At 68.3% G+C, this 15,465-nt stretch carries 16 protein-coding genes; 9 read left to right on the top strand and 7 right to left on the bottom strand.

Annotated features, from left to right (window positions below):
- Window positions 1-14: 14 nt before the first annotated feature.
- Window positions 15-1,850, bottom strand: coding sequence for a rhamnogalacturonan lyase (locus NQU54_RS20195; RefSeq protein ID WP_257632273.1), 1,836 nt, complete (start codon window positions 1,848-1,850; stop codon window positions 15-17).
- Between the two features lie 231 nt (window positions 1,851-2,081).
- On the opposite strand from NQU54_RS20195, the gene glgP reads away from it, so the two are divergent.
- Both glgP and NQU54_RS20185 read left to right on the top strand, forming a co-directional pair.
- On the top strand, window positions 2,082-4,751 hold the full coding sequence (glgP, locus tag NQU54_RS20190) for an alpha-glucan family phosphorylase (protein ID WP_257632265.1): 2,670 nt from the start codon (window positions 2,082-2,084) through the stop codon (window positions 4,749-4,751).
- Window positions 4,752-5,016: 265 nt separating this feature from the next.
- Window positions 5,017-5,169: a hypothetical protein gene (locus NQU54_RS20185; protein ID WP_167459939.1), complete on the top strand. Its 153-nt coding sequence runs from the start codon at window positions 5,017-5,019 to the stop codon at window positions 5,167-5,169.
- Window positions 5,170-5,223: 54 nt separating this feature from the next.
- Here NQU54_RS20185 and NQU54_RS20180 read toward each other — a convergent pair whose 3' ends face one another.
- Window positions 5,224-5,964, bottom strand: coding sequence for a class I SAM-dependent methyltransferase (locus NQU54_RS20180; RefSeq protein ID WP_257632264.1), 741 nt, complete (start codon window positions 5,962-5,964; stop codon window positions 5,224-5,226).
- Window positions 5,965-6,093: 129 nt separating this feature from the next.
- On the opposite strand from NQU54_RS20180, the gene NQU54_RS20175 reads away from it, so the two are divergent.
- Together NQU54_RS20175 and NQU54_RS20170 are read left to right on the top strand one after the other, a co-directional pair.
- Window positions 6,094-6,435 carry a DUF5753 domain-containing protein gene (locus NQU54_RS20175; protein ID WP_306278873.1) on the top strand — a complete coding sequence of 114 codons (342 nt, stop codon included), beginning with the start codon at window positions 6,094-6,096 and terminating at the stop codon, window positions 6,433-6,435.
- Window positions 6,436-6,448: 13 nt separating this feature from the next.
- On the top strand, window positions 6,449-6,655 hold the full coding sequence (locus NQU54_RS20170) for a DUF397 domain-containing protein (RefSeq protein ID WP_257632263.1): 207 nt from the start codon (window positions 6,449-6,451) through the stop codon (window positions 6,653-6,655).
- A gap of 1 nt (window position 6,656) precedes the next feature.
- On the opposite strand, the gene NQU54_RS20165 is transcribed toward NQU54_RS20170, so the two are convergent.
- The 3 genes from NQU54_RS20165 to NQU54_RS20155 are packed head-to-tail and all read right to left on the bottom strand — an operon-like array spanning window position 6,657 to window position 8,241.
- Window positions 6,657-7,499 carry a helix-turn-helix domain-containing protein gene (locus tag NQU54_RS20165; RefSeq protein ID WP_257632262.1) on the bottom strand — a complete coding sequence of 281 codons (843 nt, stop codon included), beginning with the start codon at window positions 7,497-7,499 and terminating at the stop codon, window positions 6,657-6,659.
- The gene (locus NQU54_RS20160; RefSeq protein ID WP_257632261.1) at window positions 7,496-8,032 is read right to left on the bottom strand and encodes a DUF6879 family protein; all 537 of its coding nucleotides are present in this window, start codon (window positions 8,030-8,032) and stop codon (window positions 7,496-7,498) included. The genes NQU54_RS20165 and NQU54_RS20160 overlap by 4 nt, the downstream gene beginning before the upstream one ends.
- A gap of 5 nt (window positions 8,033-8,037) precedes the next feature.
- Window positions 8,038-8,241 (bottom strand): hypothetical protein, encoded by a 204-nt coding sequence (locus NQU54_RS20155; RefSeq protein ID WP_306278896.1) that lies wholly within the window; start codon window positions 8,239-8,241, stop codon window positions 8,038-8,040.
- Window positions 8,242-8,487: 246 nt separating this feature from the next.
- On the opposite strand from NQU54_RS20155, the gene NQU54_RS20150 reads away from it, so the two are divergent.
- Together NQU54_RS20150 and NQU54_RS20145 are read left to right on the top strand one after the other, a co-directional pair.
- Window positions 8,488-8,799 carry a hypothetical protein gene (locus NQU54_RS20150; RefSeq protein ID WP_257632259.1) on the top strand — a complete coding sequence of 104 codons (312 nt, stop codon included), beginning with the start codon at window positions 8,488-8,490 and terminating at the stop codon, window positions 8,797-8,799.
- 308 nt (window positions 8,800-9,107) lie between these two features.
- Window positions 9,108-9,557, top strand: a complete 450-nt coding sequence (locus tag NQU54_RS20145; protein WP_257632258.1) for a hypothetical protein — start codon at window positions 9,108-9,110, stop codon at window positions 9,555-9,557.
- On the opposite strand, the gene NQU54_RS20140 is transcribed toward NQU54_RS20145, so the two are convergent.
- Window positions 9,526-10,056 carry a hypothetical protein gene (locus NQU54_RS20140; RefSeq protein ID WP_257632257.1) on the bottom strand — a complete coding sequence of 177 codons (531 nt, stop codon included), beginning with the start codon at window positions 10,054-10,056 and terminating at the stop codon, window positions 9,526-9,528. The genes NQU54_RS20145 and NQU54_RS20140 overlap by 32 nt on opposite strands.
- Before the next feature lie 200 nt (window positions 10,057-10,256).
- Between NQU54_RS20140 and NQU54_RS20135 the strand changes: the two genes are divergently transcribed.
- The 3 genes from NQU54_RS20135 to NQU54_RS20125 all read left to right on the top strand — a co-directional run bounded on the left by NQU54_RS20135 (window position 10,257) and on the right by NQU54_RS20125 (window position 13,661).
- Window positions 10,257-10,475 carry a hypothetical protein gene (locus tag NQU54_RS20135; protein WP_257632256.1) on the top strand — a complete coding sequence of 73 codons (219 nt, stop codon included), beginning with the start codon at window positions 10,257-10,259 and terminating at the stop codon, window positions 10,473-10,475.
- Between the two features lie 216 nt (window positions 10,476-10,691).
- A complete protein-coding gene (locus tag NQU54_RS20130; protein ID WP_257632255.1) occupies window positions 10,692-12,227 on the top strand; it encodes a phosphate ABC transporter substrate-binding protein in 1,536 nt (511 codons plus the stop codon).
- 216 nt (window positions 12,228-12,443) lie between these two features.
- Window positions 12,444-13,661: an RNA-guided endonuclease InsQ/TnpB family protein gene (locus NQU54_RS20125; RefSeq protein ID WP_372505959.1), complete on the top strand. Its 1,218-nt coding sequence runs from the start codon at window positions 12,444-12,446 to the stop codon at window positions 13,659-13,661.
- A 34-nt stretch (window positions 13,662-13,695) separates the two neighbouring features.
- Here the strand turns inward: NQU54_RS20125 and NQU54_RS20120 are convergent, their stop codons facing one another.
- The gene (locus NQU54_RS20120; RefSeq protein ID WP_257632253.1) at window positions 13,696-15,399 is read right to left on the bottom strand and encodes a M4 family metallopeptidase; all 1,704 of its coding nucleotides are present in this window, start codon (window positions 15,397-15,399) and stop codon (window positions 13,696-13,698) included.
- Window positions 15,400-15,465: the final 66 nt, after the last annotated feature.

Raw genomic sequence — 15,465 nt, 5'->3', positions numbered from 1 at the left:
CTTGGTGGGGGGTTTCACGGGGTGGTGATGGCGGGCCGCGGCGGGGTCGCCATCTTGTTGCCGATGAAGAAGCTGGGGTGCGGGGGCTGGTTGTAGGCCGTGTTCTGCCAGGCCAGCGCCTCGCGGTACTGCCGGTCATGGAGCAGCGTGGTGATCTTCCGGTCGGTCTCGTACGGCGTGGAGTAGATCCGCAGCGCCCTGTTGTCGCTCGTCGGCCAGACCACCTCCTCGCGCCAGTCGCCGAGGATGTCGCCGGACAGCGACGGGGTGGCCTTGGTGCCGTTGTCGGAGTGCACCCCGGAGCCGGTGAGCAGCCGGGTGTCACCGGAGGTGCCGTACTTGTCGATATGCGTGCCGTCCAGCAGCTCGCGCACCGGATCGCCGTCCCACCAGGCCAGGAAGTTGATCGAGGAGGGCTTACGGCCCTTGGCGCCGCCGCCCTCGTCGCGGATCTGGTCGTCCCGCGCGGACCACATCTCGGCGCCGTCGTTGCCCGCCCAGATGTCGCCGGCCACGCCGCGCCCGTTGTCGCCCCCCGAAGCGGTGGACCACAGCACCTGGCCGGTGCGGGCGTCGGCGAAGTACGAGCCCGGCTTGGCGGAGTCCTCGTCCACCTTGAAGTACTCCAGGCCCGGCCGTGAGGGGTCGAGATCGCCGAGGTGGGCGGCGTCGCCGTGGCCGTTCTTCGTGGTCCACAGCCCCGCGCCGTCGTCGTCCACGGCCATCGAGCCGTAGACGATCTCGTCCCGGCCGTCGCCGTCCACGTCCCCGGTGGCCAGCGCGTGGTTGCCCTGGCCGTCGTAGCCCTTGCCGGTGTTGGTGGAGCTGTTGGTGTCGAACGTCCACTGACGGGTGAGCTGCCCACCGCTGAACCGCCAGGCGGAGATCACGGTGCGGGTGTAGTAGCCGCGCGCCTCGATCAGCGAGGGGGTGGAGCCGTTGAGATACGCCGTCCCGGCCAGGAAGCGGTCCACGCGGTTGCCGTAGGAGTCGCCCCAGGAGGAGACGGTGCCGCGCGGCGGGACATAGTCCACCGTGCTCATCGCGGCGCCCGTACGGCCGTTGAACATCGTCAGGTATTCGGGCCCGCCGAGCACATAGCCGCTGGAGTTGCGGTGGTCGGCGGACGCGCTGCCGATGGTCTTCCCGGCGCCGTCGACCGTGCCGTCCGCGGTCTTCATCGCGATCTCGGCCTGGCCGTCGCCGTCGTAGTCGTACACCTGGAACTGGGTGTAGTGGGCGCCGGAGCGGATGTTGCGGCCCAGGTCGATCCGCCACAGCCGCTGCCCCTGAAGGGTGTAGCCGTCGACGACGGTGTTGCCGGTGACGCCCGACTGGGAGTTGTCCTTGGCGTTGGTCGGCTGCCACTTGAGGACGCAGTCCAGGTCGCCGTCGCCGTCGAGGTCGCCCACCGAGGCGTCGTTGGCCTCGTAGGTGTAGTCCGAGCCGCCCGCCGGCGGCGAGATCGGCACGTCGTAGTACCCCGGGCGGAACTGGATCGCGCTCGGCGAAGCGGGCTGCTCCACCCCGCCCACGACGGCCCGCACGGTGTAGTCCGCGCTGTTCGGGGCGTCCTTGTGGAGGTAGTTGGCCGTGGTGATGGGGGAGGAGTTGACCTTGACCGTGCCCCGGTAGAGGTTGAACGTCACATCGTTCGGATCGGTGGCCAGCCAGCGCCAGCCGACCAGGTTGTCATTGCCCGTGTGCACGCTCACCAGCCCCCGGTCCAGCCGCTCCAGCTGGGCCGCGGCCGCCGCCTTCGGCGTGGTCCCCTTGCCCTCGGCGGCCTCCGAGACGCTCACCAGCGAGGTGACGGTCAGCGCGCCCGCCGCACAGGCGGCGGCCAGCATCCGGCCGCGGGCCGCCCCCGTCCGGCCCCTGGGCGGGGCGGATCCGGGCGGATGATCAGGGGGCGGAATGTGCGAACTGTCCCGAGAGCGCACGTGGTCCTCCAAGGCATGGGGGGAAGGTGTGCCCCCTAGTCGTCCCCTTGGCCGGAAAGGTTGCCGCCTTCGGGCCGACTTCTCGGGAGCGGGGCGAAACAGTCGAAACGGGGACTCCTCGCCCGCTACCGTCGAGGGGTGAAGGCCATTCGTCGATTCAGCGTGCGCCCCGTCCTTCCGGAGCCCCTGCGACCGCTCAACCGGCTGGCGCGCAATCTGCGCTGGTCCTGGCATCCCGAGACCCGCGAGCTCTTCGAGTCCGTGGACCCCGAGGGATGGCGGGAGTCGGACGGCGACCCGGTGCGGCTGCTGGGTGCCGTGTCCGTCTCCCGGCTCGCGGACCTCGCCGAGGACCGCCCCTTCCTGCGCCGTCTCACGGCGGCCGCGGACGATCTGCACGACTATCTGACCGGCCCCCGCTGGTACCAGGGGCGGGTCGCCGCCGAGGACCGCGCCGGACCGCGCCCCGGCGGGCCCGTGCCCTCCGTACCCTCCGTACCCTCCGTGTCTTCCGCGCCATCCGTACCTTCCGCACCCTCCGGGCTGCCCGCCGCGATCGCCTACTTCTCGCCGGAGTTCGGGATCACCGCCGCCCTGCCCCAGTACTCCGGCGGCCTCGGCATCCTCGCCGGTGACCACCTCAAGGCCGCGAGCGACCTCGGCGTGCCCCTGATGGGCGTCGGACTGCTCTACCGCCACGGCTACTTCCGGCAGTCGCTCTCCCGCGAGGGCTGGCAGCAGGAGCACTATCCGGTCCTGGACCCCGATGAACTGCCGCTCACCCAGCTGTGCGAGACGGACGGCCGGCCCGTCCGGATCCCGCTCACCCTGCCCGGCGGCCGCCCCCTCCACGCACGCGTCTGGCAGGCCCAGGTGGGCAGGGTGCCGCTGCTGCTGCTCGACTCCGACGTGGAGGAGAACGGCCACGGCGAGCGCGAGATCACCGACCGTCTCTACGGCGGCGGCAGCGAGCACCGGCTGCTCCAGGAGATGCTGCTGGGCATCGGCGGCGTCCGCGCCGTGCGCGCGTACTGCCGGCTCACCGGCCACCCCGGCCCCGAGGTGTTCCACACCAACGAGGGCCACGCCGGATTCCAGGGCCTGGAGCGCATCCGGGAACTGATCGCCGCCGGAACCGGCTTCGACGCCGCCCACGAGGCGGTCCGGGCCGGGACCGTCTTCACCACCCACACCCCCGTCCCCGCCGGAATCGACCGCTTCGACCGCGAGCTGGTCGCCCGCCACTTCGGCGACGGCGTCGAGCTGCCCGGGATCGAGGTCGAGCGGATCCTCGCGCTCGGCATGGAGACCTACCCCGGCGGTGAGCCCAACCTCTTCAACATGGCCGTCATGGGGCTGCGCCTGGCCCAGCGCGCCAACGGGGTCTCCACCCTGCACGGCCGCGTCAGCCGGGAGATGTTCGCCGGGCTCTGGCCCGGCTTCGACCCCGAGGAGGTGCCCATCACCTCCGTCACCAACGGGGTGCACGCCCCCACCTGGACGGCCCCCGAGGTCACCCGGCTCGGCGCCCGCCGGTTCGGCCACCTCGCCGACGGCGAGCTCTGGGAGCTGCGCCGCACCCTGCGCAAGCGGCTGGTCGCCGAGGTCCGGCGGCGGCTGTACGACTCCTGGCGGCAGCGCGGCGCGGGCACCGCGGAGCTCGGCTGGATCGACGGGGTGCTCGACCCCGACGTCCTCACCATCGGCTTCGCCCGCCGCGTCCCCTCCTACAAGCGGCTCACCCTGATGCTGCGCGACCAGGACCGGCTGATGGAGCTGCTGCTCCACCCCGAGCGGCCGATCCAGATCGTCGTGGCGGGCAAGGCCCACCCGGCCGACGACGGCGGCAAGCGGCTGGTCCAGGAGCTGGTGCGGTTCGCCGACGACCCCCGGGTGCGCCACCGCCTGGTCTTCCTGCCCGACTACGGCATGGGCATGGCCCAGAACCTCTACCCCGGCTGCGACGTCTGGCTCAACAATCCGCTGCGCCCGCTGGAGGCATGCGGCACCAGTGGGATGAAGGCCGCCCTGAACGGCTGCCTCAACCTCTCCGTCCTCGACGGCTGGTGGGACGAGTGGTACGACCCGGACTTCGGCTGGGCCATCCCCACCGCCGACGGCGACGCCATCGACGAGACCCGCCGCGACGACATCGAGGCCGCCGCCCTCTACGACCTGCTGGAACAGCGCGTCGCCCCGCGCTTCTACGACCGCGGTCCGGACGGCATCCCCGGCCGCTGGGTCGCCATGGTCCGGCGCACCCTCACCACCCTCGGCCCCAAGGTGCTCGCGGGCCGCATGGTCCGCGAGTACGTCGAGCGGCTCTACGCCCCCGCCGCGCGCTCCCACCGCGCCCTGGACCCGGCGGCCGCCGCCGAACTGGCCACCTGGAAGGCCCACCTCCGCGCCGCCTGGCCGGACGTCGCCGTCGACCACGTCGAGGCCCAGCTCACCCCGCCCGCCCCCGGCGGCGCCGCCGAACTGGGCTCGACGCTCTCCCTACGAGTACGGGTGCGCCTGGGCGCCCTGGACCCGGCGGACGTGGAGGTCCAGGCGGTCGCGGGCCGGGTCGACGACACCGACCGCATCACCGGCGCCACCCATGTCCCCCTCAAACCCACCACGGGCCCCGACCCCGAGGGCCGCCACCTCTACGAAGGCCCTCTGGCCCTCAACCGCACCGGCCCCTTCGGCTACACCGTCCGCATCCTCCCCACCCACCGCCTCCTGGCGGGCCCCGCCGAACCAGGACTCATCGCCCTGCCCTCGGAGACCACGGCCGAAGCGGCGGGAGTCCTGATGCGCTGAGCCTCCGGCGGCTAAACTGGTGACGGACCGTCCGGCACGGGGGAAAGTGCCACCCCATGTCCGACGTCTCGGGGTGCACGAAAAAAGCCGGCCGCCGCCCGTGTGGCGGCCGGAATTGCCGACGGTCCCGGAGAGCGGCGCTCTCCGGCTGTTCGTATTGAGATCTTGGACGTCGGCAGGACCTCAGCTGACCACCGTACGAGGTGGTCGGGCTGAGCCTGCCGGGCCATCGGTTCGACCACCCGACCGAGGGGTGTGAGAACTGGTGGACTGGGACACCGTCACCCTGCTCGTGCTGGCCGCCTTCGGCCTGGCCGGGCTGATACTGACCCTGGCAGCCGAGCTCCTGTCCAAAGTCCCCGCCGTCATCGAGGCATGGCGCCGGGTCCGAGCCACATGGCGCGGAGGCGACGACTAGCGGAAGAACCGCAAGGACCGCAAGGACCGGGAGGACCGCCCCCCGGACTCGCCGTCAGAGCGATTCGAGCTCAGCCCGATAACCTTCGGTCACATAGGGCATTTCCGTCGGCCGCTCCGCGTCCAGCAGCCTGCGGACCCGCCCCAGTAGTTCCTCCCGCGCCGCGTCCTCCAGCGTGATCACATAGCTGCGGGAGGCGACCATGTCCATGATCTCTTCAGCGGTCATCGGATGGCTCCAGCGGAAGTCCTGCCGCTCGACGGGACCGAACGGGGTGACCACGCGGTCCACTTGCCGGTCTTCCGTCGGCGCAGCGGCGTAGTCGCGCAGAATCCGCTCCAGCTCTGCCACCCAGGGCGCCGACAGATCGCGGGAGTTCCACACCAGCCCCAGCCGCCCGCCCGTGCGCAGCACCCGGGCGATCTCCGGGACCGCCCGCCGCGGGTCCACCCAGTGCCAGGCTTGTGCGCAGACCACTGTGTCCACGCTCGAGTCCGGCAGGGGGATCGACTCCCCTGTCCCCTCCAGAACGCGTACACCAGGGAGCACCTGGGAGAACCGCTCGCGCATCCCGGCCGAGGGCTCCACCGCGATGACCTCCCGGCCCGGGGCCCGCAGCGCACGGGTCAGCTTGCCGGTGCCCGCCCCCAGATCGACGACGGCCCGTGCCCGCTCGGGCACCAGCCAGGCAACCGCCTCCGGCGGGTAGGGCGGGCGACCACGCTCATAGGCATCCGCCACGGCCCCGAACGAGCCCGCCTGACGTCGCTTCTCCCGCTCCTCGGCTGTCGTCATGCCAAGCATCCTGTCAGGCGACCCACTCGGCGCAACCATGCGGACGCGGACACATATGTCGATCCGGACCGGATGTCTCATCACGACGAGCCCCCGACAAGACCAGCCCGACAGGACCCGTCCGGGGCGTTGATCCACGAGGCCGCCCTGCGCATGCGCTTCGGTGGCCCGCACACGGCCCGTGCGCAGCTTCGGCATTTGATCGACATGAGCGAACGGGACCACATCATCATCCGAGTGGTCCCGTTCAGCAACGGAACGTTCGCCGGTTCCGGCCAGTCGATCAACTACTTCTCGGGGCCCGTGCCCCAACTCGACACGGTCTTGCTGGAGCAGGCTCATGGATCGCTTCTGCTTGATGCCGAGGCCCAGCTGGAGAAGTACCGCTTGGTGATCGGCAAGATGGAAGCCATCGCACTCAAGCGGGAGGAGTCCCGCGACTTCATCCACGGCCTCATTCGCGAACTCTGACAAGGAGCGGCACATGAACCCGGTGTCTTGGCGACAGTCCTCGTACTGCCAGGAATCAGCATCTTGCGTGAACGTGGCCAGAGGGGAGCGAGACACGATAGTGCTTCGCGAGAGCGAGCAGCCAGAGGTCATACTCACCACCACCCGGACGCGCCTGAGAACCTTCATAAGCGCCGCCAAGGCAGGCCAGTTCGATCACATTGATGGGGCCGGACGGTGATCTACGAGCGACTCAGGCAGGCCCTTGCACGTGCGATGAGACGGTGAGCCTGGGCTCCGTAGACGGCGGTCTCGCTCAGGTTCTCCCAAACGCGCTTGTACAGGGTGACATCATCTGCCGACTCAAGATGCAGCTCAGTGTTGATCGTTTCGACGATCACGCGCTCGTCGTCGAAGATCCAGAAACCATGCTTGGGTGTGAGCTTGAGAGGTGCCCCAAGAGGAATGACGCCGAATGAGACGCTGCTCATCCCGATGAGGCCGACGAGGCGGTCAAGCTGTGCCGCCATCACGTCGTGGGGGCAGATCAGGGCGTGCAGTACGCCCTCCCAGATGAGGATGTCAAAGCGCTTGCCCGGTTCGTAGAGAACCTGCTGGCGCTTGACCCGTGCGCGTACCGCATCCTCGGTGTCCCGAGGCGTCCGCATCAGCTCGGCGTTCTGTAGCAACAGACACCGTGCGTACTCCGGAATCTGGAACAAGCCCGGGATGACGGTGGCCTCATAGCCCTGAACGGTCGACGTCCGACGGTACTCGACGACGTATTTCTCTTGTACGCCGCGATGGCCGGAAGCGAGCTGGCGCCGCCACGATCGCTGCTGTGATTCGAGGCCGCGGAGGTGTGCCTTCAGGTCCTCGGCTTGAGATGGAGCGCCAACCGCGTCGGCCCATGCTTCGAGGTCTATGACGGTAGCGGTCTGTTTGCCGTTCTCCAGCCTTGAGACCTTCGAACGTTGCCAGCCGAGTCGGGCCGCCAGCTCCTTGCCATTGAGGCCGGCCTCGGTGCGCAGCTCACGCAGCCGCGCACCGAGGGCGATACGGCCGGCCTGAAAGTCAGTGGTCACACGGACGACGGTACCTGTGCCTCAAACTCCCTCGTGGGCACGGCGTGGTGCCATGCGGCGTCACGAACCTGACACGCGCGGACCACTGATTCGGCGTCCTCCAGAACGTGTACGCCCAGGGTCGTTCCCCCGCTGTCAATGACGAACTTGACGACGGAGCGGGAATCGAACAGCCAGAAGTCATAGTCCGGCAGGCCGATATCCTCCGCGTCCGACCGGTAGAGATTCCGGATGTCCTCTCCGGCCTCGACGTTGCCGAGCCCGGATGCCAGCAGGAACCGTTGCCCCTCTGTGGGGGGCTGATCCACCAGGCGCACTCGCTCGAAGCGCTTGCCCTGCATCGTCTGCTCGCGGACATTGACGTGCCAGGGGCTGTCCGGGTTGTAGCCGAAGGTCTCCCCGCGCTGGAAGCGCACCCAGTTGGGGCTGGTGAGGTCGGAGGCGTAAGCACGCTGTGTCTCCAGACGCCAGGCAGTGTGCTTGAAGTTCTCGAAGAAGTGGGAGACATCTTCGAAGGAAACGAGGTCGGGCACGTTTTCTACTCCTTGGGTGCGTAACGAGTCAGCAACTCGCGTGGGACGACGACGAATGCCTCTGACTCCTTGACGTCTCGGAGTTGGGCAAGGTGCCTGGGGTCGGTGAGCAGATCTCCCTGGACGATAAGATCGCCGGTTTCTTCGATTTCGTAGAGTGTTGGACAGTTGCCGTGCTCGGACGTCGTGCCGAGGAACCTCAACGCCATAGCGTTTCCCCTCCCCTGGGTGGTCGATCGGGTCATCAGAATGTCGTGGATAACGTCGAAGGGACAGGCGATTGCGCGGGATTGCGACGGTCATTCACCCGTGCGTGTTGCTCTGCGCTCCCTTGAGAGGAAGCCAATCCCCGGCGCGCGTGAGATCGTCGAGCAACTTCGAGCAATCGCGTTGAGCAGCCAAGAGTGCGCTCCGTAGCGTCTCCGTCACACGCTCGTGCGGAGAAGTTGGCAGCCATGAGAATCACCGAAGAAGCCATTGATGCCATGCGTTCGGAGCGTCACCGAGCGGCCGAAGAAGACGGAAGGGCGGTCGCCGAACTGCTGTGCGAGGCGCTGGGCCGTCTCGGCTTCGCCCCGGACGCAGCCATGCCGCATGGCGAAAAGGACGAGGCCCTGTTCTGGCCGGTTCTGCGAGGCGAGGTGACGGTCTCGGGACATCCGATGGTCGCCCTGGGACGTATTCCGCTCGACAGCGCGAACCGGCTCGCGGAAATCCTCATGCGTGCCGCGCTGGAAGAGCGGACCAAGAAGGCCGCCCCTCGGTGAGCCGTCTCTGAGCCCCCCGTCCCGGCTGGACCGGAGCCCTGGCAGGTCGAGCCCAGCGCGGAACGGGTGCATGTGCACGACGGCGCGAGGAAAGTCCCCGCGCTGACAGCACCGAAGGGAATCATCCCGATGCGCTTATGCGAATTCAAGGCTGTTGTCCGCCACGATCCCGAGGACGACGGGCCGACCGAGGGTGGCCAGCAGGGCGGATGCGGTGACGGTGACGGCTGCGGTCGGCAGTAGTCGCGTGACGTAGACGGGCGGCCCTCACGCCTCGTGGGGGCCGTTTCTCCTGAGAGAGCGAGCGCATGCATCATCACGGTTACACCTGGCTCGGGTCAGCCTACGAATTACTCAAGGACGGGCCCCGCCGCTCCCTGCACCCGGAGTTCGGAACCAGCAAGGTCGTCCCCCTGGAATGCGCCCACTGGCTGCTCAAGCCGGTCTCATTCGTTCAGGGGACCTGGAGCGATGCGGAGCAGGCAGCTGCATGGTTCGGGCGGCGAGTGCGGGCTTCCGCAGCGGCGTTCGCTTCGGAACGCGACCGGGACACTACCCGGCTCGCCGATGCGACCCGTCGCGTGGTCGAACGGGTGGTGCGCGGTGAGGACGTGGTCGGCGGCTGGTATCTCACGGGACAGAGATTCCTGTCCGTGTGCCTCATCGCGTGCAGTCCGCACCGTCTGCGCCCCGAGATTCCCTGCCCCGCCGGCACTGCCGAAGGGATCAACTCGGCGACAGGTACTCCCACCGCTTGACGTGTGCGCAGCTGTGCAAACCGGCCTTCTTGGCTGCCACCCCGGCCTCCTCCGCGCTGTCCTTGACGATGTTGGCGGTCAGGGCGAGCAGCAGGTCCATGCCGGGCTTGAGGTTCTGGATGGTGCTGTGCATCGTGTACAGCTCTTTCGCGTACGCGTCCAGCTTGCCCAGCCAGGCGTTCAATGCGGCTCGGCCGGACCTGGAATCGGGTTGGGGCAGCTCTTTGATGCCCTTCCGCAGGCCCCTGATCAGAGCGTTCCGCTTGTGGATCTTCGTCAGGTCGTCCGGGCCGAGTCCCTGGCCGTAGGCCATGTCTCCGGTGAACCGGTCGGTGATGGTGTCGCACTTCTTGTCGGCGCTCTCGACCAGCCCGGGAGGCGACGACGAGCAACTGCCCAGTGTGGCCACGCCGACCAGCACGACCCCGACGAGCCCGCTCGCCCGCAAGGGTGCGCGGCGTCGGCGTAACCGATGGCGATAGGTGCTCTCGTCGTGCATGTCATCCCGTTTCCGCCGTGGGCCATGGGGCCGGGATGCCCCGGCCACCAGCCGGGATGGTCCCGCGCCTGCCTCGGGACCCCTCCCCGGGACGCGAGCCGCCCGCCGGGACGGGGCGAGTTGTCCGGTTGGGTACTGTCCGTTACCCAACGCGGCTCCTAGGCTCCAAGTTTGGCCATCTGACCGTTTCGGGAGGTGCTGTGCGAGACCAGAAGATGTACTGCTACACCTGTGGAACTGACGAGCTGCACCGTCGTCTCACTGCCGCCGAGAAGGCTTGGGTGAAGAACAAGACGCACCGGAAGAGCGTCGAGGACGTCTTCATGTGCAAGGCGCCGAACTGCCGCAATCTACGGACCGGTTTCCAGAAGCGTCCCTTCGACCCCATCCTCCGTCTGCCTTTGCCTGAAGACCTCTGACCCTGCATGAGGTGGCGGCGCCGTGCGGCATACAGAGGTTGGCCGCACGGCGACGCCGGGCTTGCGCCCGCGCCCCTGCGAAGGTCGTGGTTGAACGGGGGACGAACATTGCATGAGAGGTGGGCCACACCGGCCACTTAAGCGATCTCGGAGCGTACATTCGCCCCCCTGAAGCCATTGCATGCACGGGGGGCAACCATGAGGTGGCTGGAGCAGTTGACTGCGCCCGAGAATCTGTTGGCGCTGCTCGGCGTCGTCGTGACCGTTGGCGGGCTCTCGTATGAGCGGCTGATTCCCGGGCGGAAGCGCATCGGTTATCGCGTGCAGATGGACACGTTGATAGACGACAGCACCCAGGACGGGCCGATTCATCAGCGGTTGCGGATGCTGGAGAATACTCCGGATCTGGCCGGGGCCTCACTCGTCCTGTTGCGGATTGAGAATGATGGGTTTCGGAGCATTGACGCCGACGACTACATCACGGCGCCGGCGACGAATCACCGCGGGCTCACCGCGACCTTTCCCAATCGCGTCGTGCGGGATGTGGCGGTCACCGAGCCCAGCCATCCGGATCTGCTGCGGCATCTACCGCAGCACGGGACGCCGGAGAATCCCGGGCTGGTCTGTGCGGGCAATGAGATCTCACTGCCCCGGGTGCCGCTGAACAAGGGGGATCACTTCAAGCTGCTGGTGCTGCTGACGGGCGCCGGGACCGATAAGCCGCCGCATGTGGGTGGGCGGATCAAAGAGGGCAGGATCCGGAACAATGAGAAGTTCCGGCGGCCGAGCAACCGGATGCTCGGGCTCATCGGCAGTCTGCTGGCGATGCTGATGCTCCAGTCGTTCGGTATGCGGGTGTGGCGGGACGATCCGCTGCCGCGCGGCTGTGCCGAGGGGAATCTGACGATCGTCGGCTCGACCGCGTTCAAGCCGGTGGCGCAGGACGCGGGCACGGCGTATCAGGGCGACTGCCGGGATGCGCATGTCACCGTGGAGGCGCAGGGCAGTGGGCGCGGTACGAAGACGCTGATCGACGTCGGGGAGGCGGCGAAGGGCGGATTTCCGTCGTATCTCGCCTTTTCCGACGGGCCGGAGGGGGACGGGGACCCCAAGCTCAAGGAGCATCTGGTGGCGCTGTCCGTGTTCAGTGTGGTGGTGAACAAGGACGTCGGGATCTCGGATCTCTCGCTGGAGGATGTCCGAGCCCTCTATTCGGGTCGGATCACCAACTGGAATCAGCTGCCCGGCGGGCCCAATCTGCCGGTGCGGCTGGTGAGCCGCGATGCGAAATCCGGGACCCGCGGCGTGTTCGAGAGCCGGGTGCTGGAGCGTAACGAGATCTCGCGGACGTCCGACAACTGCGAGACCCCGAAATTCACCGGGGACGCCGTCGTGCGCTGTGAACTCGACAGCACCGGCGAGGTGTTGAAGACGGTGGCGAACACCCCCGGCGCGATCGGCTACGCCGAATTGCACTCCGCAGAGGAGAGCGCCCAGAAGGAGGCTCTCCATCTGGTGGCGCTCGACAACCGTAAGCCTTCCATCGACGCGGTGCGGGAGCGGATCTACCCCTTCTGGGAGCCGGAGTACGCGTACACCTACACCGCGCCGCCCGCGAACTCCCTGACCTCGAAGTTCCTCGACTATCTGGCCGGGGACACCGGGCGGAACCTCATCGAGAAGCATGGCCATCTGCCCTGCGCCGCCGCGGAGAACCAGCGGGCGTGTCAGCTGGCCACCGGCGGGCGGTAGGCGGGCGGCAGTGGCCCCGTCCGGTCGGTCGGGCGGGCGATCGCCGCTGGGGGATCCGGCCTGCACCGCGGAATAGCCGAGGGCGACCTCCAGGAGGTGAAGGATCTCGGAGTTGAGGGGGCCGCAGGTCCGCAGCGGCTTGGTCGGTCACCCGTTCGGGTAGGTCTGTCGGGATGCGGCGTGATGGACGAACGATGACGCTACGTTGGCTGCATGATGACGCCAAGCGAAGCCGACGAGGCCGGACGCGCCCGGTACACGTACCGGCTTCGCGTGTCATCCACCGCCGGTGTGGCGCTGCTGGCGGAGTGGGACAGGTGCCGGTGGATCTGGAACGAATGCGTCGCCAAGTCCAAGGCCACCCACCTGCACAACAAGGCCACGGGTGAGAAGCGGACCTGTGGCCCGGCGCAGCTCGACAGGATGCTGACCGAGGCGCGGGAGCGTACGCCGTGGCTGCGGGAGGGGGCCAGTGTTCCGCAGCAGCAGGTGATCCGGGACTTCGGCAGATCTCGCGCCAAGGCGCACAAGGACATCCGGGAACGGTTGCCTCAGCGGCAGCGGGCCGGTATGCCGAAGTGGAAGAAGAAGCGCGAAGCTTCGCCGACGCTGAACTACACCCGACGCGGGTTCAGACTGAGGGGTGATCGCCTGTACCTGGCGGGTGGGGTCGTGCTGACGGTGGTGTGGTCGCGGGAGCTGCCCGCCGAACCTTCCTCGGTGCGCGTGTACCGGGACAGTGTCGGGCACTGGTACTGCTCGTTCGTGGTCCCCACAATGGTGCGGCCGCTCCCGGAGACCGGCCGGGTGCTCGGTGTGGACTGGGGCGTGAAGCAGACCGCGACCACCACCTCTGACGCCCACGACCTCCCGCACCCTCAGCACGGCCGGAAGGCCCAGGCCAGGCTGACCCGGTACGACCGGATGATGGCCCGCCGCAGACCGAGGAAGGGGCAGGCCGCCTCGCAGGGTTACCGCGAGGCGAAGAGGTGGCGGGCGAAGACCCACGCGAAGATCGCCCGGCAGCGGCAGGACACCGGCCGCAAGTGGGCGAAGAAGGTGGTGACTGACCACGACGCTATCGCGGTGGAGGACTTCAAGCCGAAGTTCCTGGCCAGGTCCTCGATGGCGCGCAAGGCGGCCGACGCCGCGATCGGCGCCACGAAGAAGGCTCTGATCGAGATGGGCCGCAAGCACGGGCGGGACATCCGTCTCGTGCATCCGGCGCACACCACTATGGACTGCGCATCGTGCGGAGCGAGAACCAAGCACGCACTGCCGCTGTCCGAGCGCACCTACACCTGCACCGCGTGCGGAGCCGTCTCTCCCAGAGATAAGAACTCCGCCCGCGTGATGCTCGTCCGGGCAGGTCTGAACCCGGCTGGTGTCGAGGGCGTAAGACCTCCGGGAGCGCTGCTCCCGGAGGCAGCCTGAGCCAGGAATCCCGGCTTGGCCCTGAAGGAAGGAATCACCTCCCTTCAGGGAGGGGAACAGTCAAGTTGACGCCGCCCCAGGCGTTGTCGACCGCCTTGTACTCGGCGCTGCTCGCGCCGTACAGGGCCTTCGCGGCCTTGAGGGTCGCGGTGCGGGCCTTGGCGTAGTTGGTGGTCGAAGTCATGTACGAGGTCAGGGCCTTGTACCAGATCTTCTCGGCCTTGGCGCGGCCGATGCCCTTGACGGTGCGGCCGTCCTTGGTCGGGCTGTTGTAGGTCACCCCGCCGATGACCTTACGGCCGCTGCCCTCGGACAGCAGGTAGAAGAAGTGGTTGGCGATACCGGAGGTGAAGTGCGGGTCGTCGTTGCCCACACCGCTCTTCCAGTAGTCGTAGGACAGACCGTCCTTGCTGGGCTTGTCCATGTAACGCAGCGGAGTGCCGTCGCCATTGATGTCGATCTTCTCGCCGATGAGGTAGTCACCGGGGTCCTTGGCGTTCTTGGCGTAGAACTCCACGGCGGTGCCGAAGATGTCGGAGGTCGCCTCGTTGAGCCCGCCGGACTCGCCGCTGTACTCCAGGTTGGCGGTGGCCGAGGTGAGTCCGTGGCTCATCTCGTGGCCCGCGACGTCGAGCGAGGTGAGGGGCTTCTTGTTGCCCGCGCCGTCGCCGTAGGTCATGCAGAAGCAGTCGTCGTCCCAGAAGGCGTTCTCGTACGCGTCGCCGAAGTGGACCCGGGAGTACGCGGCCTTGCCGTTGCCCTTGATGCCGTTCCGGCCGAGGACCTTCTTGTAGTAGTCCCAGGTCATGGCGGCGCCGTAGTGGGCGTCCACGGCGGCGGTCTGGGCGATGGTGGGCTTGCCGTTGCCCCAGACGTTGTCGGCGTCGTAGAACGCCGACCCCTTCTTGGTCTCGTCCCACGAGTGCTTGAGGTTGTACGTCCGGTGGCCGCCGCGCGCGGAGTCCTTCAGCAGCCACTGGCTGCCGCTCCTGACGCTGCCGACGGTGACCTTGCCGTTGTGCTGACCGGTGCCGGTGCCGTTCTGGACGGCCTGGAACTCGTACAGCTTCCGGCCGCTGTCGGCGTCGGTGATGACGTGCAGCTTGCTGGGCGTACCGTCCTTCCGCACCCCGGTGACGACGGTCTCGTAGGCGAGCACGGGCTTGCCGGTGGCGGCCCAGATCACCTTGCGCGGGGCGTCCTCGGCGCCGGTCTTCCTGTCGCCCGCGGCCTGCGCGGCGCTCAGCGCGGACCGCTCGGCGCCGGAGGGGGCGATGGCGGCGCTGGTGTCGGTGACCTCGATGTCGGCGTCGGTCGCCTTGTCGACACTCCGGGAGGCGCCGCTCGCGGACTCATGGACGATCAGGTCGCCGCCGAGGACGGGGAGTCCGGCGTAGGTGCGCTCGTAGCGGGTGTGGGTGGTGCCGTCGGCGTCCTTCACGACATCCTTGACCACCAGCTTCTCCTTGGCCCCGAGCCTCAGCGACCTCGCGGTGGAGACCGTGGTCGCCCCCGCCTCGCGCAGCAACTCGGCGCGGGCCGAGGGGGAGAGGGAGGCGGCGGAGGCGCCCGAGGCGGTGGCCGAAGGGGCCGGAGGGGCTGCCGCGTTCGCGGATCCGGCGGTGGCGCCGGCGGCGAGCAGGGAGGCGGCCAGGGTCGCCGCTCCGGCGGCGAGGGCGGTACGCGAGCGTCTGAGACGGGATATGCCGGATATCGCTGACGTCGAACGTGAATCCACGCGTATCTCCAGTTGTGATGGGGAGTTGGGCGAAGCTCCGCCCATCGCGACAAAGATGTCGCTTTG

The organism is Streptomyces malaysiensis subsp. samsunensis (genome assembly GCF_024519315.1).
In the GTDB taxonomy this organism is placed as follows: domain Bacteria; phylum Actinomycetota; class Actinomycetes; order Streptomycetales; family Streptomycetaceae; genus Streptomyces; species Streptomyces malaysiensis.
Note: the sequence above shows the minus strand (reverse complement) of the source record. Positions and strands in the feature narration are given on the sequence as shown.

What these genes read in the sequence shown, in the direction of transcription:
- NQU54_RS20195 (WP_257632273.1), bottom strand. Translation starts at nt 1,850, where the DNA reads ATGCTGGCCGCCGCCTGTGCGGCGGGCGCGCTGACCGTCACCTCGCTG.
- NQU54_RS20180 (WP_257632264.1), bottom strand. Translation starts at nt 5,964, where the DNA reads ATGACGACAGCCGAGGAGCGGGAGAAGCGACGTCAGGCGGGCTCGTTC.
- NQU54_RS20170 (WP_257632263.1), top strand. Translation starts at nt 6,449, where the DNA reads ATGAACCCGGTGTCTTGGCGACAGTCCTCGTACTGCCAGGAATCAGCA.
- NQU54_RS20155 (WP_306278896.1), bottom strand. Translation starts at nt 8,241, where the DNA reads ATGGCGTTGAGGTTCCTCGGCACGACGTCCGAGCACGGCAACTGTCCA.
- NQU54_RS20150 (WP_257632259.1), top strand. Translation starts at nt 8,488, where the DNA reads ATGAGAATCACCGAAGAAGCCATTGATGCCATGCGTTCGGAGCGTCAC.
- NQU54_RS20145 (WP_257632258.1), top strand. Translation starts at nt 9,108, where the DNA reads ATGCATCATCACGGTTACACCTGGCTCGGGTCAGCCTACGAATTACTC.
- NQU54_RS20140 (WP_257632257.1), bottom strand. Translation starts at nt 10,056, where the DNA reads ATGCACGACGAGAGCACCTATCGCCATCGGTTACGCCGACGCCGCGCA.
- NQU54_RS20125 (WP_372505959.1), top strand. Translation starts at nt 12,444, where the DNA reads ATGACGCCAAGCGAAGCCGACGAGGCCGGACGCGCCCGGTACACGTAC.